We start from the raw sequence: 25,827 nt of genomic DNA on the forward strand, positions 1-25,827 counted from the left end.
GTCACGCCGGCCGCGTTCTGGTGAGCGCGGCCGGCGGCACGGACCACAGCGGCAGCTCGTGCGGCACCCGCTCGAGGACGCCGCCGGCGAACACGTCGTAGAGCGGCAGCGTCCGCAGGTGCACGTAGCCGATGTGACAGTCGCACTCGCCCTTCGGGCAGGGTTGCGTGGTCCGCCGCCAAGTCCCGTCGTACAGGTTGCCGAGCGGCTCCGGCACGAAGTGGCAGCGGCGGACCGTGCCGTCGCCGAGGACCGAGATCACCTCGTCGCCGGTGCGGCAGGACCGGCCCAGGGATGCGTGCGGCCGCACGCTGTAGCCGAACAGCGGGTCGATCGCCGTCCACGCCGCCTCCTGCTCCGCCGGGTACCGGTGGCCCTCGGCGGCGTTGACCCACAGGTACACGTCGCCGGGCAGCGCCTCGCGCAACGCGACCGCCTCGGCGAGGTGCTCCGGCAGGCCGACCACGCCGACCGAGTGCCGGATGCCGTGCCGGTGCAGGATCTCGACCTGGCGCAGGAACCGCTCCCGGCTCACCTGACCCGGGTGGAACGTGCACCACAGCGCGAGGGTGCCCGGGTCCGCGCCGGCGACCCAGCTGAGCCGGCCGGCGAGATTGGTCTGGATCGCGGCGCGCCCGACGTGCGGCAGGTGCGACAGGCGCACGAGCGCCTCCCGATACCAGGACCGGGTCAGCCCCTCACCCCACGGCGTGAACAGCACCTCGATCGGCTCCCGCTGGGCCTCGACCCACGCCACGAAGCGCTCCAGGGCGGCCCGGTCGGCGCGCAGCAGCTCGGGCGGGTCGCGCCGCTTCGCGAACGGGCAGTACGCACAGTCGTAGTTGCAGCTGGCCAGGGGCCCGCGGTAGAGGATCCTCACCGCGGCACGTGCCCGGCCATCGCGGCGCGGACGCCGTCGGAGGTGAGCCACGGCCCGATCGCGTCGGAGTGCGCGAGCCCCTCGGCGGTGAGCCGGTGCCCGTCGAGGTGGCCGCTCTCGCGGAGCAGGCGCAGCGCCGGGAAGTCGTCGTCGACGGCGGTGCCGAAGCGCGCCAGGTAGTCGCCGGGCACCACCCCCGACGCCCGCAGCAGCGACTTGAGCAGCCAGCGGCGGCGCTGCTCGGTGCCGTCGAGCACGAACCCGACCTCGGCGACGTCGAAGTCCCCCGCCGGCCGCGCGAGGTAGTCGTCGAGGATGCCGCGCACCTGCCGGACGCTCACCGCGTAGTCGAACGAGTAGTGCAGCGCCGACGTGTACGACCTGGCCCCGCAGCCGAGTCCGACCATCCCGTCGTCCTGGCAGCAGTAGCCGGGACCCTCGGCGTCGTCCGCCGGTGGCGCGTCCCGCCGCCGGAACGCACGCATCGACTGCTGCTCGTAGCCCGCGTCGGCGAGCAGGTCCACGGCGTGCCGGTAGAGCCCGAGCCGGTGCGCGTCCCACTCGGGGTCCGCCGCGCCGGGCGCCCGCCGGCCGAGGCCGGTCATCGGGCGCACGTAGAGCGGATACAGGTACAGCTCCTCGGGCCGCCAGGTCAGGGCGGTCCGCAGCGAGCTCGTCCAGGTGTCGGTGGTCTGGCCGGGGATGCCGTAGATGAGGTCGATGTTCAGCTCGACCGGGCCGGCGGCGCGGATGGTGTCCAGGGCCCGGTCGACCTCGGCGCGGTGCTGCGGCCGGCCGGCGGCGTGCGCCTCCGCGTCGAGGAAACTCTGCACGCCGATGCTGACCCTGGTCGTGCCGCGCTCGACCAGGACCGCGAGCCGGTCGGCGGTCGCGGTCGCCGGTGACGTCTCGACCGACATCGGCACGGCACGCAGCTCCGCGCCGGTGGCCCGTTCGACGATGTCGAAGAGCCGGGTCAGCTCCGCCGCGGTCAGATACGTCGGGGTCCCGCCGCCGACCGCGGCCCGGGCGTAGGACGCGGCGGGCACCGCTGCCGCGACCCGGTCCGCCTGCCGCCCCAGCTGGTCGAGGTAGGCGGTGACCTGCGCGGCGGGCGGCAGAGCGCGGGTGAAGAGGTTGCAGAACCCGCACCGCATCTCACAGAACGGCACGTGGACGTAGAGGAACAGCGCCCCCGTCGGCTCCGCCGCCCACACGTCGGCGAGCCTCGGCCGGGGCCGCAGCGGCCGGTACGCGGTCTTGTGCGGATACGCATACAGGTAGCCCTGATACGGGGAACCGAGCATCACCACTCCCCCGGTCCGAGCGTGAACTCGGCATACGGCACGGTCCACACCACCTCGTGCGCGAACCGGTGCCCGGTGTGCCCGTCCTCGCCGTAGGCGGTGCCGTGGTCGCTGCACATGATCACATGGCAGGGCCGGCGACGGGACGTGACGAGCCCGAACAGCACCGGCAGGTGCCGGTCGACATACGCCAGGGCGGCGCCGTGCGACGCCAGGCTGTCCTCGCCGGCGCCGGGCAGGTAGTGCCGGTTGGGCTGGTGCATGGCGGCGACGTTGACGAACGTGAACAGCGGACCATCCCGGTGGCTGGGGTCGCGGCGGTCGCGCAGCACGGCGGCGAGCCGGTCGAGCTGCGCCTCGAAGCAGGCGGGGTTGGTGACGCCGAAGTCGCGGGTCCAGTGCGCCTCGTCGAACAGCCCCGGCAGCACCCCGCCCTGCGCGCTGGTCATCGCGAAGAAGCCGACCCCGCCGATGCAGACCGTGTGGTAGCCGGCGGCGCGCAGCCCGGTGACGACGTCGGCCGCGTCGAACTCCCAGGTGTCCCCGCCGACGGTGGTGCTGCCCGGGAACCTGGCCGCGAACGGCCGCTCGTGCGGCCCCGGCGTCACCGGCGTGGGCAGGAACCCGCCGAAGAACGCGTGGTGCGCCGCATACGTGAACGACGCCGGCGTGTGCCGCCGCTGCCACGCCCCGCCGGGCAGCACCCTGGCGAGGTTGGGGGTCCGCCCGGCCGCGAGCTGCGCGGCGGCGACGTCGTGGCGCAGCGTGTCGAGCGTGACGAAGAGCAGGTCGTGGCTGCCGATGAGCGCCTTCACCGGGCACCGGCCACGGCGACCACAGGCGCCGGCTCGGCAACCACAGGCGCCGGCTCGGCAACCACAGGCGCCGGCTCGGCGACCGCGGGACCGGCGGCGCGGAACCGGCCGGTCAGCAGCGCGTCGATCTCCGCGGCGTACGTGTCGCGCCCGCCGGCGAGCAGGCCCGGCAGCAGGTCACCGAACGCGTTGACCTCGGCGACCGCGTGCGTGCGGTGGTCGCGGGTGAACATCAGGTCCACGCCGGCGTGCAGGCTGCCGGGGAAGCACGCGGCAGCCGCCTCGCAGGTGCGCATCGCGGCGGCCCAGCGCTCCTCGCCCGCGGCGGCGCGGACGCCGGCCAGGTCACCGCGGGCGTTGCCGAGGTGCAGGTTGGTCATCGGGGACCGGCCGGTGCGCACGACGACGTGGCTGACGCGCCCGGCGACGACGAGCACCCGCAGGTCGAAGGCGAGCCCGTCGTGGGACGCCTTCGGCAGCCAGCGCTCCACGTGCAGGGCGCCGCGCTCGGCGGGCACGGCGCCGCGCTCGGCCGCGAGCCGGTCGATGATCGCGGCAACGGTCCGCTCGTCGGTGTAGTGGCGCACCCGCAGCTCGTTGTAGAGCCGGTCACCGTCGAACACCGCGGACGTGTAGGCACTGACCCGGCTGCCGCCCTGTCCACCGCCCTGTCCACCGCCCCGGTTGCCGCCGAACGCGAGGGCGACGACCCCCGACGCCGACGACCCGTGCGGCGGTTTGACGAACACCCTGCGCCAGCCCTGCTCCCGCCCCCGCTCGCGGATCTCCTCGTAGCCACCCGCGGTGAACGCCTCGGGCACCGCCACACCCCGGGACCGCAGCAGGGCGTGGCAGCGACGCTTGTCGAACATCACGTCGAGCTCGTCCACCGCGGTCAGCAGCGGCACCCCGCGCGCCTCGACCCGGCGCGCCGCGGCGACGAGACCGCGGTGCCAGGCGGCGAGCCCGACGATCTCCCCGTGCGCGGCGGGCGCGGCGGCACCCCGCAGCAGCCGGTCGATCTCCGCGTCCTCACCGGGCGACTCCAGCCGCACCCACGCCCTTCCGTCCCCCGCGCCGCCGGCCGCCAGGTCGAAGTCGCCGGCGCACACGTCGCGCCAGCTCACCACGGCCGGCTCGGGCAGGCCCGCGGCGACGGCCGCGTCGCGGAACAGCCGGACGCGCCGGTGGCCGGGAACGCCGACGACGGTGACGGTGGTCATTCCGACACTGCCGTGTATCGCTCGCCGTCGTCCTCCTCCTGCTCGTCGGACAGGTCGACGTCGACGCCGGGCAGCTCGGTCCGGAGCCGGTCGGCCAGCTCGGCCGAGATGAAGTGGTGGGACAGGTCGAGCCGGCGCAGATGGGTCAGTGGCTGGCCGAGCAGCAGCGCCTCGGCGCCCTGGTCGGACAGGATGCCCAGGGACAGGTCGAGCGTGTCGAGGCGGGGCACGACGGGTGCGCCGGCGAGCGCGGCCGCGACCTGGTCGGCGATCTCCGCGTTGCGCAGGGCGAGGCGGCGCAGCCGGGGCACGCCCGTGCCGCTGAACACCGGCGCCAGGTCCTCGACGCTGACGTCGCCGCCATACTCGCTGACGCCGAGCCACAGCTCCAGATCGGTCAGCGCCGGCAGGTGCGAGTCGGCGATGCCGCGCACGACACCGGCGGGCAGGCCACCGCTCTCCACCGCCAGCTCCCGCAGCCGCATGTGCCGCACCGGGGACAGCTGCAGCCCGTCGGCGCCGCGGATGCGCAGGACCTCCAGGCCCGGGAACGCGGCGAGCAGCGGCGCCACGTCGGTGTGGTTGATCCAGGAGATCTCGCACTCCTCGCTGGTCATCTCGCCGAGGAACAGCGCCCGCAGGTGCGGCAGCCGCAGGCGGGCGGCGATGAGCAGGTGCAGCGGCGGCGGGGTGTCGTAGGCCTCGCCCCACTGCCCGACGACGAGCGCCTGCACGGACTCACCGCCGACGACGTCGAGGCACCGGTCCAGGACGGTCCGGAACGCCTCCTCGTCGGCCTCGTAGTCCGTCTCGATGCGCCAGGCGACGGCGCTGCGCGGGGTCCCCTTCGCGTCGAGCCGGTCGACGACGCCGGGCTCGAACTGGACCACCGGGAGCCCGGCGAACGTCGTGATGTGCCTCATGCGCGGGACCCTAACAGGACCCACCGACAATTCCCGGCGCCCGATCCAGGGACTCATCCGCAGACCGGCGCGGCAACTGCGGCGCCGCGAAGGACCAACCCTGCGCGAGCACATCGTCGCAGGCCGCGAGCGCGGCACGCAGCCTGTCGCGGTACGTCCCGGTCAGCTCGATCCACGGCACCCGCCCGGCGGCGAGCTCGGCGCGGAAGCGGCCGGTCATCCAGCCGCGCAGGTGCTCGCCGTCGCGCATCCCGTCGTCCTCGAACGGCACGCCGTCGTCCGGGGTCAGCAGGTACAGCGCCGGTTCGCGGGCGGCGGCGCGGACCCCCGGCGAGGCCGAGCCCAGGTAGCGCTCCTCCCAGATCGTGGTGGCGAACGCGTCGGTGTCGCAGATCAGCAGCGGCCCGCCGGCCCGGGCGGCGGCGTCCTCGGCGGCGTTCTGCTCGCGCACGACGGTCAGGAAGTCGTCGCGGTCCCAGACGAGGTCCTCGACCTTCACGCCGCCGGCCATCTTCAGTTCGGTGAGGGTCCGGCCGTACTCGGGCACCCACCGCGTGCCCGCGAAGGCCCCGCCGCGCAGCCGGAGCTGGGCGGCGAGGGCCCGGGCCAGGGTGGTGGTGCCGGTCGACTCGGCGCCGACGACGACCACCCGGCGGGCCAGCCAGGCGCGCACCGGCGCGGCCAGGAACGCCCAGTTGGCCACGGGATCCGCGCGGATCGCCGTCCCGGAGACCGGCACACCGGCCCGGGAAGGGTCGACCGCCACGTGCCGGGCGTCGAAGCGCCGGGCGAGCTCGTCGCCGTACACCTCGGAGGAGAAGACCACATCCACCGTCGCGGCGCCGGCGGCGCCGCGGAAGACCTCGTAGTGCGCCTGCCAGATGTCGGGGTCGTCGTAGTCGATGGGCAGGTCGCAGTACACGCCGGCGAACCGCACGTGCGGGCTCGCCGCGTGCACCTCGCGCAGCCAGTCGAGCCGGACCTCGAGGGGGATGGACTCGGCGCTGGACGGTGCCACGACGACGGTGACCCGCTCGCAGGCGCGGGCGGCGGTGTCGATGAGGTGGTGGTGTCCGGCGTGCGGCGGGTAGAACTTGCCGACGACGAGGCCGTGCGTCATGCCGGCACCGCGAGCCGCTGCGCCGTCAGCGCCTGCCGCCAGGCCCGCAGGCCCAGGACGCACAGGCCGAGGAAGGCGAGGTACAGCACCGCGGTGAGCCACAGGTCCTTGTACCCGTACAGCGGCACGTACACGACGTCGACGGCGATCCACAGCCACCAGCTCTCGACCAGGCGGCGGGTCTGGCCGTAGGTGGCGAGCAGCGAGACGGCGGTGGTCGCGGCGTCCGGCCACGGCACGGTGGACTCCGTGAACCGGTCCAGGTACCACCACAACGCCACGGTGAGCACCGCGCCGGCAATGGCGAGCGCGCCCCACTCGACCCGGGTCGTGCGACGGACCTCCGTGGTCGCCCCGGGCCGCCAGCGCCACCAGCCGTAGGCGCCGAGGATCACGTAGACCACCTGCAGCCAGGCGTCGCCGTAGAGGCCGACGTGCTGGAACGCGACCATGAGCAGCAGCACGTTGGCGATCCCGACCGGCCAGTTCGCGATGTGCTGGCGCACCACCAGCCAGACCGTGCCGAGGCCGGTCAGGAACCCGAGCAGTTCGGCCCACGTGGTCGGCGCACCGAAAGCATGGAAGGCGGCGGATGTGAGCCAGTCGAGCACGATCTCCTCTACCCTTTCCGGATGGTCTTGGAAGTTGCGCTCATCGACGTGCTCGCCGGCCGCGAGGAAGAGTTCGCCGCCGCTTACCGCAAGGGTCACGAGTTGCTCGTGACCACCCCCGGCTGCCGGTCGGTGCGCATGACGCGCGGCGTCGAATCGGCGAGCCGGTTCGTGCTGCTGGTCGAGTGGGACTCCGTCGACGCGCACCTGGACAACTTCCGCGCCACCGACCGTTTCACGCAGTGGCGCGCGCTGCTCGGCCCGTTCTTCGACGGCGCGCCCACGGTCGAGCACTTCGTCGACGTGCCCGCCTGATCAGTCGCCGCTCTTCTTCCACACCGTGAAGTCGAGGTACGTGGTGTAGAGCTGGCCGGTGATCACCGCGTCGCCGGGACGGGGGCTGAACCAGCCGAAGCGCTGCTCGCCGGTGCGGACGCAGACCTTGGCGGTGGGCAGCAGGGCGGTGAGCAGGATCTTGTCGGTCCACTGCGCGGCCGGGACCGCCGAGCAGGCGGCGAGGGTCGGCGCCGCCAGGACGGGGGCGAAGGCCGCACCGCCGACCGCGCTCAGGCCGAGCGCACCGGCGGCGATGTCGGCGCCCGCCGGCTGCTTCACGCCGCCGTCGACGTCGAACGCCTCGTCGGGCTGCCCGGCCAGGACGGTCAGCCGGACGGTGCCGGCCCGCAGCACGTCGGTGACCGTGCCCGCCGGCACGGAACCGGTCACCACGGCGCTCGGGTCGGGGGTGCCGCTGAGGCCGGGCACCGGTGATCCGCTGGCGTCCAGACTCGGACCGCCGCTCGCACCGGTGGTGGCGGTGGTCCCGGTGGTGACCCGTGCGGTGGTTCCGGCCACGGCCGGTCCGGTGACGGCGCGCTGCTCGCCGTCCGGCTGCTCGGTGCCGCCGCCGGTTCCGCGGGTCGCCAGGACCCCGCCGACGACCGCGACCAGCAGCACGATCAGACCGATGATCAGCGCCGCGATCCGCCGCCGGTGCGGGGCAGCCGCCGGCACCACCTCGGCGTCCTCAAAGGTCTCGTGCCGGATCGGTTGGGTGGTGTACTGCGTCGCGTCCGCGACCGGGTTCTGGGGCGACTGCTCGGACTGTGGGGCCGCCTGGCGGGGGACGATCGCATAGGCCGACGTCGGCCAGCCGGAGCCGCCGTCGAGCGGCGAGTCCGACATCCAGCCGCGCCGGCTGCCGGGCCGCGGTGGCGACCCGTTGACCTGGTCGTGGCTCGGCTCCGTCGGTGGATCCTGCCGTGGGGGATGTCCCGGCTCCATGCAGCGTGTCCTTCTGGTCCTGGCGTCGGTGCAGTTCGTGCACTTGCGCACGGCACTCGTGCACTCGCCCGGCAGAGTATCGCTGACAGCCCGCGCCTCGCGCCACGGCTGATGGCTCAGCCTTTGGGTGCCGGCCCGGTCACTGCGCCTGCCATCGGGCCGATCACAGTCCGGTCACCGGGCCAGCATCTGCACGACCGCGGTGGCGCCCGACGCCGTGTACCAGCCGCTGACCGCGAGCATGGCGAGGACGGTCGCGGCGGCGACGATGCCGGCGGCCTCGGCCGTCGACCGGCGCACCGAGCGCCCCCGGCGGTGCCGTGGCCTGCGCCCGGAGGCGTCGGCGGCGGCCACGATCATGGTGATGTCGCGGCGCCCGAGGCCCGGCCGGCCGATGCAGTGTCGTCCCTGTGTCATGTTCGCCCCGTTACGTTCGCCCCCGGGAAGTCTTCCCCAGGACGGACGTTATCTCTATAATTGCCGCTTTTGACGGGGCCACGCCGGGCGGTCACCTGTCCGGTGCCCGGCGCCGCACTCCCATCGCGGCAGTGGTGTGATGGCGCGATGAGAATGGTGGGGCTGACCGGCGGCATCGGCGCCGGGAAGAGCGCCGTGGCGGCCCGGCTGGCCGCGCTCGGCGCGGTGGTCATCGACGCGGACCGGCTCGCCCGCGAGGTCGTGGAGCCCGGCACGCCCGGCCTGGCCGCGGTCGTGGCGGCGTTCGGCGACGGCGTGCTCACCGCCGGCGGCGCGCTCGACCGGGCCGCGATGGCGGCCCGGATCTTCGGCGACGACGACGCCCGCGCCACCCTCGAGGGCATCGTGCACCCGCTCGTGCGGGCCCGGACCGCCGAGCTGATCGCGGCCGCGCCCGACGGGGCCGTGGTGGTCAACGACGTGCCGCTCATCGTCGAGAAGCAGATGTCCCGCCTGTACGAGACGGTGGTCGTCGTCTTCGCCTCCCTCCAGACCCGGCTGGACCGCCTGGTGCGGCTGCGCGGGATGACGCCGGAGGAGGCCGGCGCCAGGATCGCCGCCCAGGCCACCGACGAGCAGCGGCGGGCGGTCGCCGACGTGGCGATCGTCAACGACGGCACCCCGGAGGACCTGGACGCGGCGGTCGAAGCGGCCTGGCCGGCGATCGCCGGGCTGTCACACCCCTGAGCCGCGGCCCGGCCCTGGGACGCAGGGGCGCTCGCGGCGGCCGGTCGCGCGTGTCGCGCGATCCCACCACGGTGCGCTCGCCGGCCGTGACGGGCCGGGGCAGCAACCTGGCGCCGGGAGGGCCGACCGTGTGGTGGTCGGCCTGCTCTCCGGTCGGCCGCCGCGAGCGGCCTACGGCTCTACGGTAGCCCGGTGATCTTCCCCACACAATCGTCAGGTTGAATACGATCAACCACCCAGGGCGAGGACCCCGAAAGTTGTCATACCCTCCGCGTACGGTTGGGTCATGGCGCTCGACATCCCCCGCTTGGACAACCGCTTCGAGGTGGTCAGCGAATACGTCCCGTCCGGTGACCAGCCCGCCGCCATCGAGCAGCTGGCGCGGCGCGTGCGGGCCGGCGACCGGCACACGGTGCTGCTCGGCGCGACCGGCACCGGCAAGAGCGCGACGACCGCGTGGCTGGTCGAGCGGCTCCAGCGCCCGACGCTGGTGCTCGCGCACAACAAGACCCTGGCCGCGCAGCTGGCCAAGGAGTTCCGCGACCTCATGCCCAACAACGCGGTCGAATACTTCGTCAGCTATTACGACTACTACCAGCCCGAGGCCTACATCCCGCAGACGGACACCTACATCGAGAAGGACTCGTCGGTCAACGAGGAGGTCGAGCGGCTGCGGCACTCCGCGACGATGAGCCTGCTGACCCGCCGCGACGTCATCGTGGTCGCGACCGTGTCCGCGATCTACGGTCTGGGCACGCCCGAGGAGTATCTGGACCGGGCCGCCAAGGTGACCGTCGGCGAGGAGCTCGATCGGGACAAGCTGCTGCGGCGGCTGGTCGACATCCAGTACACGCGCAACGACCTCGCGTTCAACCGGGGCACGTTCCGGGTCCGTGGCGACACCCTCGAGATCATCCCGGCCTATGAGGAGCTCGCGATCCGGATCGAGTATTTCGGTGACGAGATCGAGCGCCTGTCCTACCTGCACCCGTTGACCGGCGACGAGATCCGCCAGGTCGACCAGTTGATGATCTTCCCGGCGACGCACTACGGCGGTGGTCCCGAGCGCATGGAGCGGGCGATCTCCCAGATCGAGGTCGAGCTGGAGGAGCGGCTCGCCGAGCTCGACCGCGAGGGCAAGCTCCTGGAGGCGCAGCGGCTGCGGATGCGCACCACCTATGACATCGAGATGATGCGCCAGGTCGGCTTCTGCAACGGCATCGAGAACTACTCCCGGCACATCGACGGCCGCGAGGCGGGCAGCCCGCCGCACTGCCTGATCGACTACTTCCCCGACGACTTCCTCACCGTCATCGACGAGTCGCACGCCACGGTCCCGCAGATCGGCGGCATGTATGAGGGCGACGCCTCCCGGAAGCGGACGCTGGTCGAGCACGGGTTCCGGCTGCCCAGCGCCCAGGACAACCGGCCGCTGCGCTTCGACGAGTTCGAGGAGCGGGTCGGTCAGACCGTCTACCTGTCGGCGACCCCGGGCCCGTGGGAGCTCGGCCGCACCCAGGGCGAGTTCGTCGAGCAGGTCATCCGCCCGACCGGCCTCATCGACCCGCAGGTCGTCCTCAAGCCGACCAAGGGCCAGATCGACGACCTCATGCACGAGATCAACCAGCGGGTCGAGCTCGACGAGCGGGTCCTCGTGACGACCCTGACCAAGAAGATGGCCGAGGACCTCACCGACTACCTGCTGGAGCACGGCATCCGCGTGCGCTACCTGCACTCCGAGGTCGACACGCTGCGCCGGGTCGAGCTGCTGCGCGAGCTGCGGCGCGGCGAGTTCGACGTCCTCGTCGGCATCAACCTGCTGCGCGAGGGCCTGGACCTGCCCGAGGTGAGCCTGGTCGCGATCCTCGACGCCGACAAGGAGGGCTTCCTGCGCTCCGGGACCAGCCTGATCCAGACCATCGGCCGCGCCGCGCGAAACGTCTCCGGCCAGGTCCACATGTATGCCGACAAGATGACCCCGTCGATGGCCCTCGCCATCGACGAGACGAACCGGCGGCGGGACAAGCAGATCGCGTACAACACCGCGAACGGCATCGACCCGCAGCCGCTGCGCAAGAAGCTCGGCGACATCCTCGACGACATCTACCGCGAGGCCGAGGACACCGCCGGCGCGGTCGGCGGCCACGGCCCCGGTGGCGCCATCACGGTCGGTGGCGGCCGGCAGATGAGCCGCGGCAAGTCCCCCGAGAACACCCGCGCCCGGCAGAAGGGCGGCGGCACCAAGGGCTCCGCCGGCGCCGCCACCCCGGCCCGCGCGGGCATGGCCAGGGCCGAGCTCGCCACCCTGATCCAGGACCTCAGCGACCAGATGCTCGGCGCCGCCCGGGAGCTGCAGTTCGAGCTCGCCGCGCGGCTGCGTGACGAGGTCTCCGAGCTGAAGAAGGAGCTCCGTGCCATGGACGTCGCCGGCGTCAAGTAACCGCGGCGCTCCGCACACGCTGCACACAGAGAAGGGCCCCGCAGCCGGAACCGGCTGCGGGGCCCTTCTCATGTTCGGCGAGCCGTCAGCTCTTGCCGCCGGCCAGCTTCTCGCGCAGGGCGGCCAGGGCCTCGTCCGTCGCGAGGGTGCCTGCCGGCTCCTCCGGGGCGCGGGCCGCGGTCGGCGTCGACGAGGTCACCGGGCCGCTGCTCGTCGAGCCACCGGCCGCAGCTGCGGCGGCGGGCTCGGCGGCGTCGGCCTGGCGGGCCGTCTGCACCTGCTTGGTGTGGGCCTCCCAGCGCTGGCGGGCCTCAGCGTACTGCTGCTCCCACGCCTCGCGCTGCTTCTCGAAGCCCGCCATCCACTCGGCGGTCTCCGGGTCGAAGCCCTCCGGGTAGATGTAGTTGCCCTGCTCGTCATACGTGGCCGACATGCCGTAGAGGGTCGGGTCGAAGTGCTCCTCGCCCTCGACGAAGCCCTCGTTGGCCTGCTTGAGCGACAGCGAGATCCGGCGACGCTCGAGGTCGATGTCGATGACCTTGACCATGACGTCGGAGCCGACCTGCACGACCTGCTCCGGGATCTCCACGTGGCGCTCGGCCAGCTCGGAGATGTGCACCAGGCCCTCGATACCGTCGTCGACGCGGACGAACGCGCCGAACGGGACGAGCTTGGTGACCTTGCCCGGGACGATCTGCTGGATCGCGTGGGTGCGGGCGAACTGGCGCCACGGGTCTTCCTGGGTCGCCTTCAGCGACAGGGAGACGCGCTCACGGTCCAGGTCGACGTCGAGCACCTCGACCTCGACCTCCTGGCCGACCTCGACGACCTCGGACGGGTGGTCGATGTGCTTCCAGGACAGCTCGGACACGTGCACCAGGCCGTCGACGCCACCGAGATCGACGAACGCACCGAAGTTGACGATCGAGGACACGACGCCCTTGCGGACCTGGCCCTTCTGCAGCTTGTGCAGGAACTCGGTGCGCACCTCGGACTGGGTCTGCTCGAGGTAGGCCCGGCGGGACAGGACCACGTTGTTGCGGTTCTTGTCCAGCTCGATGATCTTCGCCTCGAGCTCGCGGCCGACATACGGCTGCAGGTCACGGACCCGGCGCATCTCGACCAGGGACGCCGGCAGGAAGCCACGGAGCCCGATGTCGAGGATGAGACCACCCTTGACCACCTCGATGACGGAGCCACGGACGATGCCGTCGTCTTCCTTGATCTTCTCGATCGTGCCCCACGCCCGCTCGTACTGCGCGCGCTTCTTCGAGAGGATCAGGCGCCCTTCCTTGTCCTCCTTCTGAAGGACCAGGGCCTCGATGTGGTCACCGACCGACACGACCTCAGCAGGGTCGACATCATGCTTGATCGACAACTCGCGCGAGGGGATGACACCCTCGGTCTTGTAGCCGATGTCGAGCAGGACCTCGTCCCGGTCGACCTTGACGACGGTGCCTTCGACGATGTCGCCGTCGTTGAAGTACTTGATGGTCTCGTCGATCGCGGCGAGGAACGCCTCATCGGACGCGAGTTCGTCGACGACCTTGTTGCTGCTGGCGCTCGAGGTGGCCTCGATGCTGCTCGTCATGTGGGTTGTTGCTCCGGTCGGTGGGTGACTTCGGTGGACCTGCGCTCCCGCGGATCATCGTCGGGCACAACCCGCCTGTCTGCAGTGCAGGATCAGTGCATTGGAAGCTCAGGATGTGTCGGACGACCGTGAGCCTGCTCCATGCCGAGGCGCACAACCCACGAGTGCACCGATCAGCCTACCCTGCGCAATACCACATGGTCCAACCCTCCCCCAGACCCGATCCGCCGACTTTTGCGGGGCCTACCGTTGCAGTCCATGGAAACGTCACCAGACGCAGGCGTCACACGACGCGCAGTGAACCCGGCCGAGAGCCGCCGCGCGAGCCGGGGCTGGTGGGACGCCGACGCCGACGCCTACCAGGCCGAACACGGCGCGTTCCTCGGTGACGTCGACTTCGTCTGGTGCCCGGAGGGCCTGCGTGAGGCCGACGCGCACCTCCTCGGTGACGTCGCAGGCAAGGACGTCCTGGAGATCGGCTGCGGCGCCGCGTCGTGCTCCCGCTGGCTGCGCACGCAGGGCGCGAGGGTCGTGGCCAGCGACCTGTCCGCCGGAATGCTCCGCCACGCGGACGCCGGGTCCACCCGATCGGGTGTACGCGTGCCGCTCCTCCAGGCCGACGCGGCCGCCCTGCCGTTCGCCCAGGGCGTATTCGACGTCGTGTGCACCGCTTTCGGGGCGGTGCCGTTCGTCGCCGACTCGGGCCGGGTCATGCGCGAGGTGTTCCGCGTCCTGCGTCCCGGCGGCCGCTGGGCGTTCTCCATCACCCATCCGATGCGCTGGGTGTTCCTCGACGACCCGGGTGAGGGCGGCCTGGTCGCCGTGCACTCCTACTTCGACCGCCGCGCCTACGTCGAGCAGGACGAGGCGCGCGTCCCGACCTACGTGGAGCAGCACCGCACGCTCGGCGACCGCATCCGCGAGCTCGTCGCGGCCGGCTTCGTCCTCGACGACCTCGTCGAGCCGGAGTGGCCCGACGACCACCAGGGCACGTGGGGCCAGTGGAGCCCGCTGCGCGGCCGGATCTTCCCGGGCACGGCGATCTTCGTCGCCACCAAGCCGGCCTGACGGCACTGCCGGCCCGCCGGCCCGCACCCGCTCGCCGCGGCCGCTCGAAAGTGCGGCCGCGGCGGACAGCGGGTCAGTGGTCGGCGGCGTTCCAGTCGCGGCCGGAGCCGACCGAGACGCCGAGCGGCACGTCGAGCGGATACGCGGCGCCCATCTGCTCGCGCACCAGCGCCTCGACCGCGTCGTGCTCGCCGGGGGCGACCTCGAAGACCAGCTCGTCGTGGACCTGCAGGAGCATGCGCGAGCGCAGGCCGGCGGTGCGCAACGCCTCGTCGACGCGCAGCATGGCAACCTTGATGATGTCGGCCGCGGAGCCCTGGATCGGCGCGTTGAGCGCCATCCGCTCGGCCATCTCACGCCGCTGCCGGTTGTCGCTGTTGAGGTCCGGCAGGTAGCGGCGGCGACCCAGCACCGTCTCGGTGTAGCCGTCGCGGCGGGCCTGCACCACGATCTGGCGCAGGTAGTCGCGGACCCCGCCGAACGTGGCGAAATACTCCTCCATGAGGACCGTGGCCTCGGCGGGGGTGATGCCGAGCTGGCTGCCCAGGCCGTAGGAGGACAGGCCGTAGGCGAGGCCGTAGTTCATCGCCTTGATCTTGCGGCGCTGGTCGGGGACGACCCCGGCGGCGGGGATCGAGAAGACCGAGGACGCGGTCGCGGCGTGGAAGTCGAAACCGGAGTTGAACGCCTCGATCAGCGCCTCGTCCTTCGACAGATGGGCCATGATCCGCATCTCGATCTGGCTGTAGTCGGCGGTGAGCAGGGTCTCGAAGCCGTCGCCGACGATGAACGCGCGGCGGATCTGCCGGCCGTCCTCGGTGCGGATCGGGATGTTCTGCAGGTTGGGGTCGGTGCTGGACAGCCGGCCGGTGGCCGCGACGGTCTGGTAGTAGGTGGTGTGGATGCGGCCGTCGTCGCTGACCGACTTCAGCAGCCCGTCCACGGTGGTCTTGAGCTTGGCCCAGTCCCGGTGGCTCAGCAGGTGCGCGAGCAGCGGGTGCTCCGTCTGCTTGTGCAGGCTCTGCAGCGCCTCGGCGTCGGTGGTGTAGCCGGTCTTGATCCGCTTCGTCTTCGGCAGGCCGAGCTCGGTGAACAGGATCTCCTGCAGCTGCTTGGGCGAGCCGAGGTTGAACTCCCGGCCGATCACCTCATAGGCGCCCTGGGCGGCGGCCTTGACGTTGCTGGCGAACCTCGACTCCAGCTCGCTGAGATAGTCGGTGTCGGCGGCGATGCCGACCCGCTCCATCTCGGCGAGGACCGTGACCAGGGGCAGCTCCACCTCGGCGAGCAGCCGGGCGGAGGAGTCACCGTCGCGGCGCAGCTCCTCGGCGATCGCCTCGGCCAGGTCGAGCGTGGCGCGGGCGCGGAGCATGAGATTCTCCTCCGCCTCCCCGGTGTTGCCGCCCAGGCCGTCCAGCGTCAGCTGGCCGTTGTCCGGGGTGTCGACCCGCAGCTCGCGCTTGAGATACCGCAGGGCCAGGTCGGTCAGCTCATAGGAGCGCTGGTCGGGGCGGGCCAGATACGCCTCGATGGCGGTGTCGCTGGCGACGCCCCGCAGGTCCCAGCCCCGGACGCCGAACGCGAGCCGGGCGGGCTTCACGTCGTGCAGGATCTTGAGCCGGTCGTCGGCGGCGAGCCACTCCCCCACGGCGGCGTCGTCGGCCGGGTCGAGCTCGGTCGGGTCGAACCAGGCGGCCGGGCCACCGGCGACCGCGAGGCCGACGCCGGTGACCTCACCGGTGCCGCGGCCGAACTTGCCGGCCACGGCGACGCCGACCCGGGTGCCGGCCGGCGCATGCTCGGCGAGCCAGCCGCCGACGCCGTCGCCCTCACCGGAGCGCAGCACGCTGCCGGCCAGGTCGAAGCCGCTCTCGGCCTCCGGCTCGACCGCGTCGAGATACTGGTAGAGCCGGTCGCGCAGGATCCGGAACTCCAGGGCGTCGAAGACCTGGTGGACCGCCTCGCGGTCCCAGCCGCGCCACTGCAGCTCGTCCGGGGTGATCGGCAGCTCCAGGTCGTCGACGAGGCCGTTGAGGTCGTAGTTGCGCATGACGTCGGCCAGGTGGGCCCGCACGCTCTCGCCGGCCTTGCCCTTGATCTCGTCGACCCGGGCGATGATCCCGTCGAGGTCGCCGAACTGCAGGATCCACTTGGCGGCGGTCTTGTCGCCGACGCCGGGCACGCCGGAGAGGTTGTCGCTGTCCTCGCCGACGAGCGCGGCCTTCGCCCGGTAGAGCGACGGCGGGATGCCGTAACGCTCCTCGACCTTGGCGGGCGTCATGCGGTCCATCTCCGAGACGCCGCGCTTGAGGTAGAGCACCGTGACCAGGTCGGTGACCAGCTGAAACGCGTCGCGGTCGCCGGTGATGATCGAGGTGTGGATGCCCTTCGCGGCGGCCTCGCGGGCGAGCGTGGCGATCACGTCGTCGGCCTCGTAGCCCGGCTTCTCGATGAAGGGGATCCGCAGCGCGTTGAGGATCTCCTTGATCAGGTCGACCTGACCGGCGAACTCGGGCCGGGTCGTGGACCGGTTGGCCTTGTATTCCGCATACTTCTCCAGGCGGAAGGTCTGACGCGACACATCGAAGGCGACCGCCACATGCGTGGGCTTCTCGTCCCGCAGCATGTTGATCAGCATCGACGTGAAGCCGAAGACGGCGTTGGTCACCTGCCCCGTCTTGGTCGAGAAGTTCTCCGCGGGGAGGGCGAAGAACGCCCGGTAGGCGAGGGAGTGCCCGTCGAGCAGCAGGAGCCTGGTGTCTGTTGAACCCGTCACACCTGCGAGCCTAGTCCGGGGGTATGACACTTCCCGGCAGTGGACCCGCACGGGACCTCACGCAGTGACGCGACAAAGCGATTCCCGCGACGGTTGCGAACAGGAAGATTACGACTGCGCAACTTCCTAGGGCGTGTTGCCCCGAAGGCCTAGTGCCAGCCCAGGAGTTTCATTAGGTTCTGGCTTCATCAGCGTCTTGGCATCTAGGCGCAACCACGCCTACCGCGCTGTAAAAAGGAGACAGGTGATGATCCGCCCCAACCTCGCATGGCGCTCGGTCGCCGTGCTGAGCGCTGCCGTCCTGGCACTCAGTGCATGTGGTGACGATGCAGATAGCCCGAGCACGAGCGCGACCACCGGTGGCGCCACTCCCGGCGACGGCGTTCTGAAGATCGGCACGATCCTGCCGCAGACCGGTTCGCTGGCCTTCCTCGGCCCCCCGGAGTTCGCGGGCGTCGACGTCGCGATCAAGGAGATCAACGCCAACGGTGGCGTGCTGGGCAAGCCCGTCACGATCCAGCACATGGACTCGGGCGACACCTCCACGGACATCGCCACCCAGTCGGTGAACAAGCTGCTCACGGACAAGACCGATGTCATCATCGGTGCTGCCTCGTCGTCCGTCTCGCTGTCCGTGATCGACAAGATCACCGGTGCGGGCGTGGTCCAGATCTCGCCGGCCAACACGTCGACGGCGCTGACCACCTACAACGACAAGGGCCTCTACTTCCGGACCGCCCCGCCGGACACGCTGCAGGGCCGCGTCCTCGGTGACCTGATCGTCCAGGACGGCAACGCCACCACCGGCATGCTGGTCCTCAACGACTCCTACGGCACCGGCCTCGCCGAGAACGCCAAGGCGGAGATCGAGAGCGGCGGCGGCAAGGTCGCCGTGTCGGTGACCTACGACCCGAAGGCCGCGGACTTCTCGGCCGACGTGGCGAAGATCAAGGCCGCCAACCCGGACGCCATCGCGATCATCGGCTTCGACGAGACCAAGAAGATCGTCCCCAAGCTGATCGAGGCCGGCCTCAAGACCAAGAAGTGGTACTTCGTGGACGGCAACATCGCCGACTACTCGAAGGACTTCGCCCCCGGCACGCTGAAGGGCTTCAAGGGCACCCAGCCCGGCGCCGCGACCAAGGACGACTTCAAGAAGAAGGCCCTTGAGATCAACAAGGACCTCAAGGACTGGAACTACGCCGTCGAGTCCTACGACGCCACCATCCTCGCGGCCCTCGCGGCCCTCGAGGCCGGCAGCGACAACCCGGGCGAGATCGCGAAGCACCTGGGCACCGTGTCCAAGGGTGGCGAGAAGTGCACGGACTTCAAGTCCTGCGCCGACCTGCTCAAGGCCAAGAAGGACATCGACTACGACGGCCTGAGCGGCCCGATCTCCTTCAACGACGCCGGTGACCCGGCCGAGGCCACCATCGGTGTCTACACCTACGACGAGAACAACAAGCTCACGTCGGACGTGAAGTACCAGAACGGCAAGATCTGATCTGAATAGCGAACAAGGGCCCCACCGCCACGGCGGTGGGGCCCTTTTTCCATGTCACCACTGCCATAACACCGCTTGTATGGCCGCTCACGCGAAGCGCGGGGCCCGCGAATATCAAATGCCCGACGAAGCGAACCGGTGCACGGCAACGGAAATCCCGCGTCCCCCGTTCGGGGGGCGCGGGATTTCCGTCTGACAAAAACGATGGTTCAGGCGCGGGCGAGCGTGCCCAGATACAACTCGATGACCCGCGGGTCGTTGATCAGGTCCTGACCCGACGCGGTGTAGGCATTGCGGCCCTGATCGAGCACATAACCCCGGTCGCAGATCTGCAGGCACCTGCGGGCGTTCTGCTCGACCATCACGACCGTCACACCGGTCGAGTTGATCTGCTTGGTCCGGAAGAACACCTCGTCCTGCAGCGCCGGCGAGAGGCCCGCTGAGGGCTCGTCGAGCAGCAGCACGGTCGGCTCCATCATGAGCGCCCGGGCCATGGCGACCATCTGCCGCTCACCGCCGGACATGAGCCCGGCCCGCTGCTTGCGCCGCTCGGCCAGGGTCGGGAACAGCTGGGTCACGAAGTCGAAGCGCTCCTTGTAGCGCTTCGGCTTCAGGAACGTGCCCATCTGCAGGTTCTCTTCGATGGTCAGCGCCGCGAACACGTTGTTGTTCTGGGGGACGAAGCCGATGCCCCGCTCCACCAGCGCGTGCGCCTTGAGGTTGGTGATGTTCTCCCCGCGCAGGGTCACCTGACCCGAGCGGATGTTGACCAGGCCGAACATGGCTTTCAGGAGGGTCGACTTGCCGGCGCCGTTGGGGCCGATGATGCCCACGAGCTCGCCGTCGTGCACGTACAGGTCGGCGCCGTTGAGGATGTTGACGCCGGGCAGGTAGCCCGCGACGACGTCGTCGGCCCGCAGGACCGCCCCGTCGGCGTGCGCCAGGTGGTCGCCGCGGTCGACGATCTCGTTGCTGACCGGGATGTCGTCTTCGATCGGTGCGGTCATGCCGGCCCCCTCTTGAAATCGTCGCCGCCTGAAACCGGAGACGTAGCCGAGCCGGACGGGTCGTCCAGCGACAGCTCGTCGACGGCGCCGATGAGGGTCACGCCGCCGCTCTCCTCGAGGTCACCGGCGTCCACCTCCTCGCCGCCGACGGTCTTGACCGCGCCGTCGTGGTGCGCGCCGAGGTAGGCGTCGATCACCCGCGGGTCGGCCATGACCTTGTCCGGGGTGCCCTCGGCGATGACGCCGCCCTGCCCCATGACGATGATCCAGTCGCTGATGTCGTGGACCATGTCCATGTCGTGCTCGACGAACAGCACGGTCATGCCGTCCTCGCGCAGCTGCTTGACGTGGCCGAGCAGCGACTGCGTCAGCGCCGGGTTGACCCCGGCCATCGGCTCGTCGAGCATGACCATCTCCGGCTGGACCATCAGGGCCCGGGCCATCTCCAGGAGCTTGCGCTGGCCGCCGGAGAGGCTGCCGGCGAAGTCGTCCCGCTTGGCGATGAGCTTGAACCGGGTCAGCAGGTCCTCGGCGCGCGCGGTGATCTCGGCCTCCTGCTGTTTCCAGGTGCCGGGCAGCAGCGCGCGCCAGAAGGTCTCGCCACGCTGCCCGGTGGCGCCGAGCCGCATGTTGTCGATGACCCTGAGCTTGGACAGGGCCTTCGTGAGCTGGAAGGTGCGGACCATGCCGGCCCGCGCGACCTTGTGCGCCGACACCCCGGACAGCGACCGGCCGTTGAACGTCCAGCTGCCCTCGTCCGGCGCGTCGAAGCCGGTGAGCAGGTTGAAGAACGTCGTCTTGCCGGCACCGTTGGGGCCGATCAGTGCCGTGATGGAGCCGCGCTGGACCTCGACGTGCTTCACGTCGACGGCGGTGAGGCCGCCGAAACGGCGCACCACGTTGTCGGCGACCAGGATCGGGTCGGGCTTCGGGATGCCGGGCTCGCAGGGCAGGCCGGCCAGGGCCTGCACGGCTCGCGTCCGGGCGGCCCGGTCGGACTTCTCAACGTCCATCGAGCATGACCTCCCTCTTGTCGCCGAAGATGCCCTGCGGCCGGTAGATCAGCAGCAGGATGAGGCCGAGACCGACCAGGATGTACCGGACGGAGCCGGCCTGCGAGGTGGTCATGAACCACTCCGGGAAGACCTTGTTGTTGGACGCCTCGCTGAGCGTGGAGTCGATGAAGACCAGCAGCACCCAGAAGATCATCGAACCGACGACCGGACCGAAGACCCGGGCCGCGCCGCCGAGGATCACGATGGTGTACGCGAAGAAGGTGAACTCCGTGCCGTACGTGTCCGGCTGGACCGCCGCCCGGTCGAGGGCGAAGACGAAACCGCCGAGCGCACCGATGACGCCGCCGAGGACCAGCGACTGCATCTTGTACGAGAACACGTTCTTGCCGAGGCTGCGCACGGCGTCCTCGTCCTCGCGGATCGCCTTCAGCACGCGGCCCCAGGGGCTGCTCATGAGCAGGTAGACCACGAGGCAGCTGATGGCGACCAGGGTCCAGCCGACGACCAGGATCCACAGCTCACGGTCGGTGAACGTGATGAGCCCGAGGTCGACGCCCTTGCTGCCGGCGAACGGGTTCAGGTCGTAGAAGTCCTGCGAGAAGCTCTGCAGGCCGTCCGAGGCACCGGTCCACTTGCGCAGGTCGGTGGCGCGGTAGAAGAGCCGGATGATCTCGGCCGCGGCGATCGTGACGATGGCCAGGTAGTCGGCGCGCAGGCGCAGCGTCGGGATACCGAGCAGCAGCGCGAGGATCACCGCCGCGGCGAGGCCGATGGCGACGCCGAGCCAGAGCGACTGGCTGAAGGTGGCCACGGTGATCGCGATGCCGTAGGCGCCGACACCGAGGAAGGCCGACTGGCCGAAGTTGAGCAGGCCAGTGTAGCCGAAGTGGACGTTGAGGCCGATGGCCGCGAGGGCGTAGGCAATGGTCGTGGAACCGATGATGGCTTCCAGCGACACGCTGAAGATACTGCTCCAGTTCATGGTCGTCCCCTCAGCCGATCCGGGCCCGGCGACCGAGGATGCCCTGCGGCCGGAAGAGCAGGATCACGATCAGCACCGCGAGGGCGCCCACAGACTTCAACTCGGTCGGGATCCACAGCGTGGAGATCTGGATGAACAACCCGATGACGAGGCTGCCGAGCAGTGCACCCCAGGCCGTGCCGAAGCCGCCGAGGGTCACCGCGGCGAAGATGAGCAGCAGGATCTGGAAGCCCATACCGAAGCCGACGCCCTGGAAGGTGCCGAGGATGGCACCGCTGAGCGCGGCGAGGGCGCCGCCGATCGTCCACACGAGGCGGATGATGCGGTCGACGTTGATGCCGGACGCGGCGGCCAGGGCGGGGTTGTCGGCGACCGCACGGGTCGCCTTGCCCAGCCGGGTGCCGACCAGCGCGAAGGACACCCCGGCGAGGACGACGAGGGCGATGACGTCGCAGACCAGGTTCTTCGGCGCGATGAGGAACGGGCCGTACTGCACGCCCGCCTGGGCGTTGTAGTCGGCGAAGTTCCGCGACTCACCGCCGAAGAAGTACAGGTAGACGTACCGCACCAGCAGCGACAGGCCGATCGAGATGATCATGGTGGTCACCAGGTTGGTGCGGCGCTTGCGCAGCCAGCCCCAGAACGCGCGGTCCTGGAAGTAGCCCAGGGCGGCGCCGATCACCACCGAGATGACGCCGGCCAGCACCAGCGGCATCCCGATCGTCACGTTGAACAGGAACGTGAGCAGGCCGCCCAGGGTGACCATCTCGCCGTGGGCGAAGTTGGTCAGACCGGTGGTGCCGAAGATCAGCGAGATGCCGAGCGCCGCGAGGGCGATGATCAGCGAGAAGTGCAGGCCGGAGTACAGCAGGTCGGCGAAGCGGTCGAACGACGAGGAGCCACCCGAGTCCTTCGTCCCCGGCTGGTTGCCGCCGATGGTGGTGCCGGCCGGGCCGAGCGGGAACAGCACGTTGCGTGCCTGCCCCTCCGCGACGGTCGGGGTCAGGCTGGGCCGGTTGTTGGTGACACCCACGCCCGCGGGCAGCGACGCGACATCGAGTTCCACCTTGTAGGTGCCCGGACCGGTTACCGGAATACTCCACTTGCCCTGCTCGTCGGAAGTGTCCTCACCGGCGGGCGCGCCGTCCTGGGTTGACGCTTTGATCTTGACGCCGGCGACCGGAGCGCCGTTGTTCGTCAACGTCCCCTGCAGTGCTTCCCCTTCGGCCCACGCGCTTGTGGCACTCAGACCGAAGGACAGCATCAGGCAGGCCAGGAAGGCCGTGAGCATGATCACGGCTCTACGCAATGGTGCTCCTCGAATAACTGATGGCTGCAATCCGTCCCGACCCTCGGGACTGGCGGATCATAGCCCGCGCCACAAGCCAATTGCGGGCTGTTACCAAGCCGTTATTCGACCATGAGCGTCACGTGCGCAGACGTGCCGTGCGCAGGTAAAAGGTCAGGACTCCGGGGTTACGGGGCTGTTACCGCCGGCGGTTTCCGCGATGATCCGATCAGCCACTTCGCGCATGGTCATTCGGTGATCCATCGCGGTGCGCTGAATCCATTTGAAAGCCTGCGGCTCGTTCATCTGGTAGGTCGCCATCAGCTGCCCCTTGGCCCGCTCCACGACCTTGCGGGTCTCGAGCCGGTCGGTCAGCGTGGCGACCTCCTCCTCGAGCACCGCGAGCTCCGCGAACCGCGACACGGCGATCTCCACGGCCGGCACCAGATCGCTCTTCTGGAAGGGCTTCACCAGATACGCCATGGCGCCCGCGGCGCGGGCCCGCTCGACCAGGTCGCGCTGGCTGAACGCGGTGAGGATGACGACCGGCGCGAGGCGGGCGCCGGCGATCTTCTCCGCGGCGGCCAGCCCATCCATGATCGGCATCTTGATGTCCATGATGACCAGGTCGGGCTTGAGCTCCTCAGCGAGACGGACGGCGGTCTCGCCGTCGCCGGCCTCGCCGACCACGTCGTAGCCCTCCTCGACGAGCATCTCCCGCAGGTCGAGGCGGATGAGCGCCTCGTCTTCCGCGATGAGCACCCGGCGGCTCTGTGCCTCGGCCACGCGCAACTCCCGATCCGACTCGACTGGACTGATGGACTGACTCACACTGGACTGGCTGACAACCCGACGGCGGTTACCACCGCGATCAGACTAGTGGGTACCCTGGTGCGGCGTACTCGTCCCGGTATCCCAATCGGCAGAGGAACGGAGCTCAAACCTCCGACAGTGTGGGTTCGAATCCCACCCGGGGCACGCACGATTCACCCGTTCCGGCGGTCCTGAGACACCGTCAAGGCAGCACGACCGGGTCCGCGCCGGCGGTCAGCAGGTCCAGTCCGGCGCCGCTGACGACCTGCGCGGGCTGGCGGTCCCGGCCGAGGATCGCGGCCAGCCGCGCGACAGGCAGCCGGTCCGGTGCCTTCGCCGCCGCAAAAACCACGTTGCCGAAGCGCCTGCCCCGCAGGAGTTCCGGACGCACCAGCAGGCACAGGTCATCGAAGGCGGTGCGCAGCGTGGCCGCCTGCCCCCGGGAGAAGGCCAGGGGCGCGAGGTCCGCGACGTTGACCGCGTAGACCCCGTCGGGCCGCAGGACCCGGGCCACCTCGGCGGCGAACGTGACGTCCGACACGCTTTCCGGCATCTGCGCCGCGTCGTACACGTCGCCGATGACGAGATCGTACGAGGAAGCCGGAATGTCGGACACGACCCGCCGGGCGTCGCCGAACACGAACGAGATGCCGGCCGGGTCGCGCAACGGCACGACCCGCTGCACGAACTCGGCCAGTTGCCGGTCCCGCTCGACGATCACCTGCGTGGAGCCGGGCCGGGTCGCGGTGACGTACCGCGGCATCGTGAAGGCGCCACCGCCGAGGTGCAGGACCCGCAGCGGCGCCCCGGCCGGCGCCATGGTGTCCACGACCGCGGCGATGCGCCGGGCGTACTCGAAACTCAGGTGCGTCGGGTCGGCCACGTCGACGTATGACTGCTGGACCTCTTCGAAGAGCAGCGTCCAGCCACCCTTGCGGCGGGGGTCGCGCACCAGCCTGGCGTTGCCGAACTCGGTGCGCTCGCCGATCCCGTCGACGATCTCGCGCCAGGTCCCCATCTACGCAGCACCCATCTACGCGGCACCCATCTAGGCGGGTGCCTCGTTCACGAGCTCCACGGGCGGCCCGTCGGCGTAGCGGGCGGCGAACAGCGGCTTGGCCTTGTCGACCTCCTGCGTGCCCACCACCACGACCCCGCGCACGAAGTCCGAGGACACGCTGTTGACGTGCACGCCCTGCTCGCTCCAGTACGTGGTGTCGTCGCCGACCTGCTGATACCGCTTCGCCAGCTCGGGGGCGGAGAACCGCGCGTCGTGCAGGATCACGCACGAGGTGGCAAACGTCGACCTCACCCACGCGTCGAGGTCGGCGGACGGCTTTCGGTAGACCTCGACGCCCTCGTCGCCGACCCTGGCACCGGCGAACACGGCGGCGAAGTCGGCCTCGCCACGGGTGCCGATCTGCCCGGCGACGTCCACCAGGCGCTCGGGGTCCGCCGACGACGCGGACGCCCCGCACCCGCCGGTGCGCACCGTCCCGCCGGAGGCGCCCGGCGAGGCCGGGGAGGAGGTGTCCGACGCGGTGCACGCCGTCAGCGCACCCACCGTCAGACCCAGCAGCAGCGTCACCAGTACACGTCGCATCGCCGCCCAACCTACCGGAGCGACCCCACCCTCCGCCAAACGGCGACTACCCTCAGTTTCGGGCAATTACCCTCAGTTACCCTCAGTTTCTGGAAGCCGGGGTCGAACCAAAGGACATGGACGGCACGGGCGGCCCGGGCGGCCCCGACAGGTCGACCGCGGGCATCATCCGCGGCATCGGCGACGTCATCGACGCGCGGGCCGTCACCACCGTGTTCCAGCCGATCGTGCGGCTCGACTCGTGGCGCCGCCACCGGCCCGAGGTCGTCGGCTACGAGGCGCTGACCCGGGGACCGGCCGGCACGCCGTGGGAGGCCCCCTCGAGCTGTTCGACGCGGCCCGCCAGGCCGGGCGCCTCGCCGAGCTCAACTGGGTCTGCGCTGCTGCAGTGGATCGTGCCAACATAGGCGGT

Annotated in this window: 23 protein-coding genes, 1 tRNA gene and 1 pseudogene; 7 read left to right on the forward strand and 18 right to left on the reverse strand. The window is 70.7% G+C overall.

Translation table 11 applies throughout. The features are described 5' to 3' along the window. Nucleotide 1: 1 nt before the first annotated feature. Genes ACFPIJ_RS18365 through pnuC form a run of 7 tightly spaced genes read right to left on the reverse strand, consistent with a single transcriptional unit; the run spans nt 2 to nt 6,879 of the window. Nucleotides 2-880, reverse strand: coding sequence for an STM4011 family radical SAM protein (locus ACFPIJ_RS18365; RefSeq protein ID WP_380116349.1), 879 nt, complete (start codon nt 878-880; stop codon nt 2-4). Beyond that, a complete protein-coding gene (locus ACFPIJ_RS18370; protein WP_380116350.1) occupies nt 877-2,187 on the reverse strand; it encodes an STM4012 family radical SAM protein in 1,311 nt (436 codons plus the stop codon). Before ACFPIJ_RS18370 ends, ACFPIJ_RS18365 begins: the two co-directional genes overlap by 4 nt. Continuing rightward, the gene (locus ACFPIJ_RS18375; protein WP_380116351.1) at nt 2,187-3,002 is read right to left on the reverse strand and encodes an STM4013/SEN3800 family hydrolase; all 816 of its coding nucleotides are present in this window, start codon (nt 3,000-3,002) and stop codon (nt 2,187-2,189) included. Before ACFPIJ_RS18375 ends, ACFPIJ_RS18370 begins: the two co-directional genes overlap by 1 nt. Beyond that, the gene (locus ACFPIJ_RS18380) at nt 2,999-4,225 is read right to left on the reverse strand and encodes an STM4014 family protein (protein WP_380116352.1); all 1,227 of its coding nucleotides are present in this window, start codon (nt 4,223-4,225) and stop codon (nt 2,999-3,001) included. The genes ACFPIJ_RS18375 and ACFPIJ_RS18380 overlap by 4 nt, the downstream gene beginning before the upstream one ends. Beyond that, complete coding sequence (locus ACFPIJ_RS18385; protein WP_380116353.1) at nt 4,222-5,148, reverse strand: STM4015 family protein; 927 nt, start codon at nt 5,146-5,148, stop codon at nt 4,222-4,224. Before ACFPIJ_RS18385 ends, ACFPIJ_RS18380 begins: the two co-directional genes overlap by 4 nt. 10 nt (nt 5,149-5,158) lie before the next feature. Beyond that, nucleotides 5,159-6,268, reverse strand: coding sequence for an AAA family ATPase (locus ACFPIJ_RS18390; protein WP_380116354.1), 1,110 nt, complete (start codon nt 6,266-6,268; stop codon nt 5,159-5,161). Beyond that, entirely contained in the window at nt 6,265-6,879 is a 615-nt protein-coding gene (gene pnuC, locus ACFPIJ_RS18395; protein ID WP_380116355.1) for a nicotinamide riboside transporter PnuC, read from the reverse strand. Before pnuC ends, ACFPIJ_RS18390 begins: the two co-directional genes overlap by 4 nt. A 21-nt stretch (nt 6,880-6,900) precedes the next feature. Between pnuC and ACFPIJ_RS18400 the strand changes: the two genes are divergently transcribed. Next, nucleotides 6,901-7,194 (forward strand): antibiotic biosynthesis monooxygenase family protein, encoded by a 294-nt coding sequence (locus tag ACFPIJ_RS18400; protein WP_380116356.1) that lies wholly within the window; start codon nt 6,901-6,903, stop codon nt 7,192-7,194. Here ACFPIJ_RS18400 and ACFPIJ_RS18405 read toward each other — a convergent pair whose 3' ends face one another. Both ACFPIJ_RS18405 and ACFPIJ_RS18410 read right to left on the reverse strand, forming a co-directional pair. After that, the gene (locus ACFPIJ_RS18405; RefSeq protein WP_380116357.1) at nt 7,195-8,163 is read right to left on the reverse strand and encodes a hypothetical protein; all 969 of its coding nucleotides are present in this window, start codon (nt 8,161-8,163) and stop codon (nt 7,195-7,197) included. A 174-nt stretch (nt 8,164-8,337) separates the two neighbouring features. Beyond that, a complete protein-coding gene (locus ACFPIJ_RS18410) occupies nt 8,338-8,580 on the reverse strand; it encodes a hypothetical protein (protein ID WP_380116358.1) in 243 nt (80 codons plus the stop codon). Nucleotides 8,581-8,727: 147 nt separating this feature from the next. Between ACFPIJ_RS18410 and coaE the strand changes: the two are divergent. Further along, nucleotides 8,728-9,297: pseudogene (gene coaE / locus ACFPIJ_RS18415) on the forward strand (dephospho-CoA kinase); the annotation flags it as partial. 316 nt (nt 9,298-9,613) lie between these two features. Continuing rightward, nucleotides 9,614-11,767, forward strand: a complete 2,154-nt coding sequence (gene uvrB / locus ACFPIJ_RS18420) for an excinuclease ABC subunit UvrB (RefSeq protein ID WP_380116359.1) — start codon at nt 9,614-9,616, stop codon at nt 11,765-11,767. 85 nt (nt 11,768-11,852) lie between these two features. On the opposite strand, the gene rpsA is transcribed toward uvrB, so the two are convergent. Beyond that, on the reverse strand, nt 11,853-13,358 hold the full coding sequence (gene rpsA / locus ACFPIJ_RS18425; protein WP_203849882.1) for a 30S ribosomal protein S1: 1,506 nt from the start codon (nt 13,356-13,358) through the stop codon (nt 11,853-11,855). A gap of 258 nt (nt 13,359-13,616) precedes the next feature. Between rpsA and ACFPIJ_RS18430 the strand changes: the two genes are divergently transcribed. After that, nucleotides 13,617-14,426, forward strand: coding sequence for a class I SAM-dependent methyltransferase (locus tag ACFPIJ_RS18430; RefSeq protein ID WP_380116360.1), 810 nt, complete (start codon nt 13,617-13,619; stop codon nt 14,424-14,426). A 73-nt stretch (nt 14,427-14,499) separates the two neighbouring features. Here ACFPIJ_RS18430 and polA read toward each other — a convergent pair whose 3' ends face one another. Further along, a complete protein-coding gene (polA, locus tag ACFPIJ_RS18435; protein ID WP_380116361.1) occupies nt 14,500-17,202 on the reverse strand; it encodes a DNA polymerase I in 2,703 nt (900 codons plus the stop codon). Between the two features lie 247 nt (nt 17,203-17,449). Between polA and ACFPIJ_RS18440 the strand changes: the two genes are divergently transcribed. Then, nucleotides 17,450-18,706, forward strand: a complete 1,257-nt coding sequence (locus tag ACFPIJ_RS18440) for an ABC transporter substrate-binding protein (RefSeq protein WP_380116362.1) — start codon at nt 17,450-17,452, stop codon at nt 18,704-18,706. A gap of 209 nt (nt 18,707-18,915) precedes the next feature. Here ACFPIJ_RS18440 and ACFPIJ_RS18445 read toward each other — a convergent pair whose 3' ends face one another. From ACFPIJ_RS18445 to ACFPIJ_RS18465, 5 genes are all read right to left on the reverse strand, one after another. Beyond that, entirely contained in the window at nt 18,916-19,713 is a 798-nt protein-coding gene (locus ACFPIJ_RS18445) for an ABC transporter ATP-binding protein (protein ID WP_380116363.1), read from the reverse strand. Continuing rightward, a complete protein-coding gene (locus ACFPIJ_RS18450) occupies nt 19,710-20,726 on the reverse strand; it encodes an ABC transporter ATP-binding protein (RefSeq protein WP_380116364.1) in 1,017 nt (338 codons plus the stop codon). The genes ACFPIJ_RS18445 and ACFPIJ_RS18450 overlap by 4 nt, the downstream gene beginning before the upstream one ends. Next, on the reverse strand, nt 20,716-21,711 hold the full coding sequence (locus tag ACFPIJ_RS18455) for a branched-chain amino acid ABC transporter permease (protein ID WP_380116365.1): 996 nt from the start codon (nt 21,709-21,711) through the stop codon (nt 20,716-20,718). Before ACFPIJ_RS18455 ends, ACFPIJ_RS18450 begins: the two co-directional genes overlap by 11 nt. Nucleotides 21,712-21,721: 10 nt before the next feature. Continuing rightward, nucleotides 21,722-23,002 carry a branched-chain amino acid ABC transporter permease gene (locus tag ACFPIJ_RS18460; protein WP_380116366.1) on the reverse strand — a complete coding sequence of 427 codons (1,281 nt, stop codon included), beginning with the start codon at nt 23,000-23,002 and terminating at the stop codon, nt 21,722-21,724. A 171-nt stretch (nt 23,003-23,173) separates the two neighbouring features. After that, nucleotides 23,174-23,785, reverse strand: coding sequence for an ANTAR domain-containing response regulator (locus ACFPIJ_RS18465; protein WP_380116367.1), 612 nt, complete (start codon nt 23,783-23,785; stop codon nt 23,174-23,176). A 118-nt stretch (nt 23,786-23,903) separates the two neighbouring features. Between ACFPIJ_RS18465 and ACFPIJ_RS18470 the strand changes: the two genes are divergently transcribed. Further along, nucleotides 23,904-23,977, forward strand: a tRNA-Leu gene (locus tag ACFPIJ_RS18470). Between the two features lie 37 nt (nt 23,978-24,014). On the opposite strand, the gene ACFPIJ_RS18475 is transcribed toward ACFPIJ_RS18470, so the two are convergent. After that, nucleotides 24,015-24,830, reverse strand: coding sequence for a spermidine synthase (locus tag ACFPIJ_RS18475; RefSeq protein ID WP_380116368.1), 816 nt, complete (start codon nt 24,828-24,830; stop codon nt 24,015-24,017). Nucleotides 24,831-24,860: 30 nt separating this feature from the next. After that, nucleotides 24,861-25,415 (reverse strand): hypothetical protein, encoded by a 555-nt coding sequence (locus ACFPIJ_RS18480; protein ID WP_380116369.1) that lies wholly within the window; start codon nt 25,413-25,415, stop codon nt 24,861-24,863. A gap of 116 nt (nt 25,416-25,531) precedes the next feature. Here ACFPIJ_RS18480 and ACFPIJ_RS18485 point away from each other — a divergent pair, with 116 nt between their 5' ends. After that, nucleotides 25,532-25,822 (forward strand): hypothetical protein, encoded by a 291-nt coding sequence (locus tag ACFPIJ_RS18485; protein WP_380116370.1) that lies wholly within the window; start codon nt 25,532-25,534, stop codon nt 25,820-25,822. Nucleotides 25,823-25,827 lie beyond the last annotated feature (5 nt).

The sequence above is a fragment of the Dactylosporangium cerinum genome (assembly GCF_042653625.1).
Lineage (GTDB): Bacteria > Actinomycetota > Actinomycetes > Mycobacteriales > Micromonosporaceae > Dactylosporangium > Dactylosporangium cerinum.

Excerpts from the sequence above, each read along its gene's own strand:
- ACFPIJ_RS18370 (WP_380116350.1), bottom strand. The coding sequence starts at position 2,187 with ATGCTCGGTTCCCCGTATCAGGGCTACCTGTATGCGTATCCGCACAAG.
- ACFPIJ_RS18380 (WP_380116352.1), bottom strand. The coding sequence starts at position 4,225 with ATGACCACCGTCACCGTCGTCGGCGTTCCCGGCCACCGGCGCGTCCGG.
- ACFPIJ_RS18385 (WP_380116353.1), bottom strand. The coding sequence starts at position 5,148 with ATGAGGCACATCACGACGTTCGCCGGGCTCCCGGTGGTCCAGTTCGAG.
- ACFPIJ_RS18390 (WP_380116354.1), bottom strand. The coding sequence starts at position 6,268 with ATGACGCACGGCCTCGTCGTCGGCAAGTTCTACCCGCCGCACGCCGGA.
- ACFPIJ_RS18400 (WP_380116356.1), top strand. The coding sequence starts at position 6,901 with ATGGTCTTGGAAGTTGCGCTCATCGACGTGCTCGCCGGCCGCGAGGAA.
- ACFPIJ_RS18405 (WP_380116357.1), bottom strand. The coding sequence starts at position 8,163 with ATGGAGCCGGGACATCCCCCACGGCAGGATCCACCGACGGAGCCGAGC.
- ACFPIJ_RS18410 (WP_380116358.1), bottom strand. The coding sequence starts at position 8,580 with ATGACACAGGGACGACACTGCATCGGCCGGCCGGGCCTCGGGCGCCGC.
- uvrB (WP_380116359.1), top strand. The coding sequence starts at position 9,614 with ATGGCGCTCGACATCCCCCGCTTGGACAACCGCTTCGAGGTGGTCAGC.
- rpsA (WP_203849882.1), bottom strand. The coding sequence starts at position 13,358 with ATGACGAGCAGCATCGAGGCCACCTCGAGCGCCAGCAGCAACAAGGTC.
- ACFPIJ_RS18430 (WP_380116360.1), top strand. The coding sequence starts at position 13,617 with ATGGAAACGTCACCAGACGCAGGCGTCACACGACGCGCAGTGAACCCG.
- ACFPIJ_RS18440 (WP_380116362.1), top strand. The coding sequence starts at position 17,450 with ATGATCCGCCCCAACCTCGCATGGCGCTCGGTCGCCGTGCTGAGCGCT.
- ACFPIJ_RS18445 (WP_380116363.1), bottom strand. The coding sequence starts at position 19,713 with ATGACCGCACCGATCGAAGACGACATCCCGGTCAGCAACGAGATCGTC.
- ACFPIJ_RS18450 (WP_380116364.1), bottom strand. The coding sequence starts at position 20,726 with ATGGACGTTGAGAAGTCCGACCGGGCCGCCCGGACGCGAGCCGTGCAG.
- ACFPIJ_RS18455 (WP_380116365.1), bottom strand. The coding sequence starts at position 21,711 with ATGAACTGGAGCAGTATCTTCAGCGTGTCGCTGGAAGCCATCATCGGT.
- ACFPIJ_RS18460 (WP_380116366.1), bottom strand. The coding sequence starts at position 23,002 with ATGCTCACGGCCTTCCTGGCCTGCCTGATGCTGTCCTTCGGTCTGAGT.
- ACFPIJ_RS18475 (WP_380116368.1), bottom strand. The coding sequence starts at position 24,830 with ATGGGGACCTGGCGCGAGATCGTCGACGGGATCGGCGAGCGCACCGAG.
- ACFPIJ_RS18480 (WP_380116369.1), bottom strand. The coding sequence starts at position 25,415 with ATGCGACGTGTACTGGTGACGCTGCTGCTGGGTCTGACGGTGGGTGCG.
- ACFPIJ_RS18485 (WP_380116370.1), top strand. The coding sequence starts at position 25,532 with ATGGACGGCACGGGCGGCCCGGGCGGCCCCGACAGGTCGACCGCGGGC.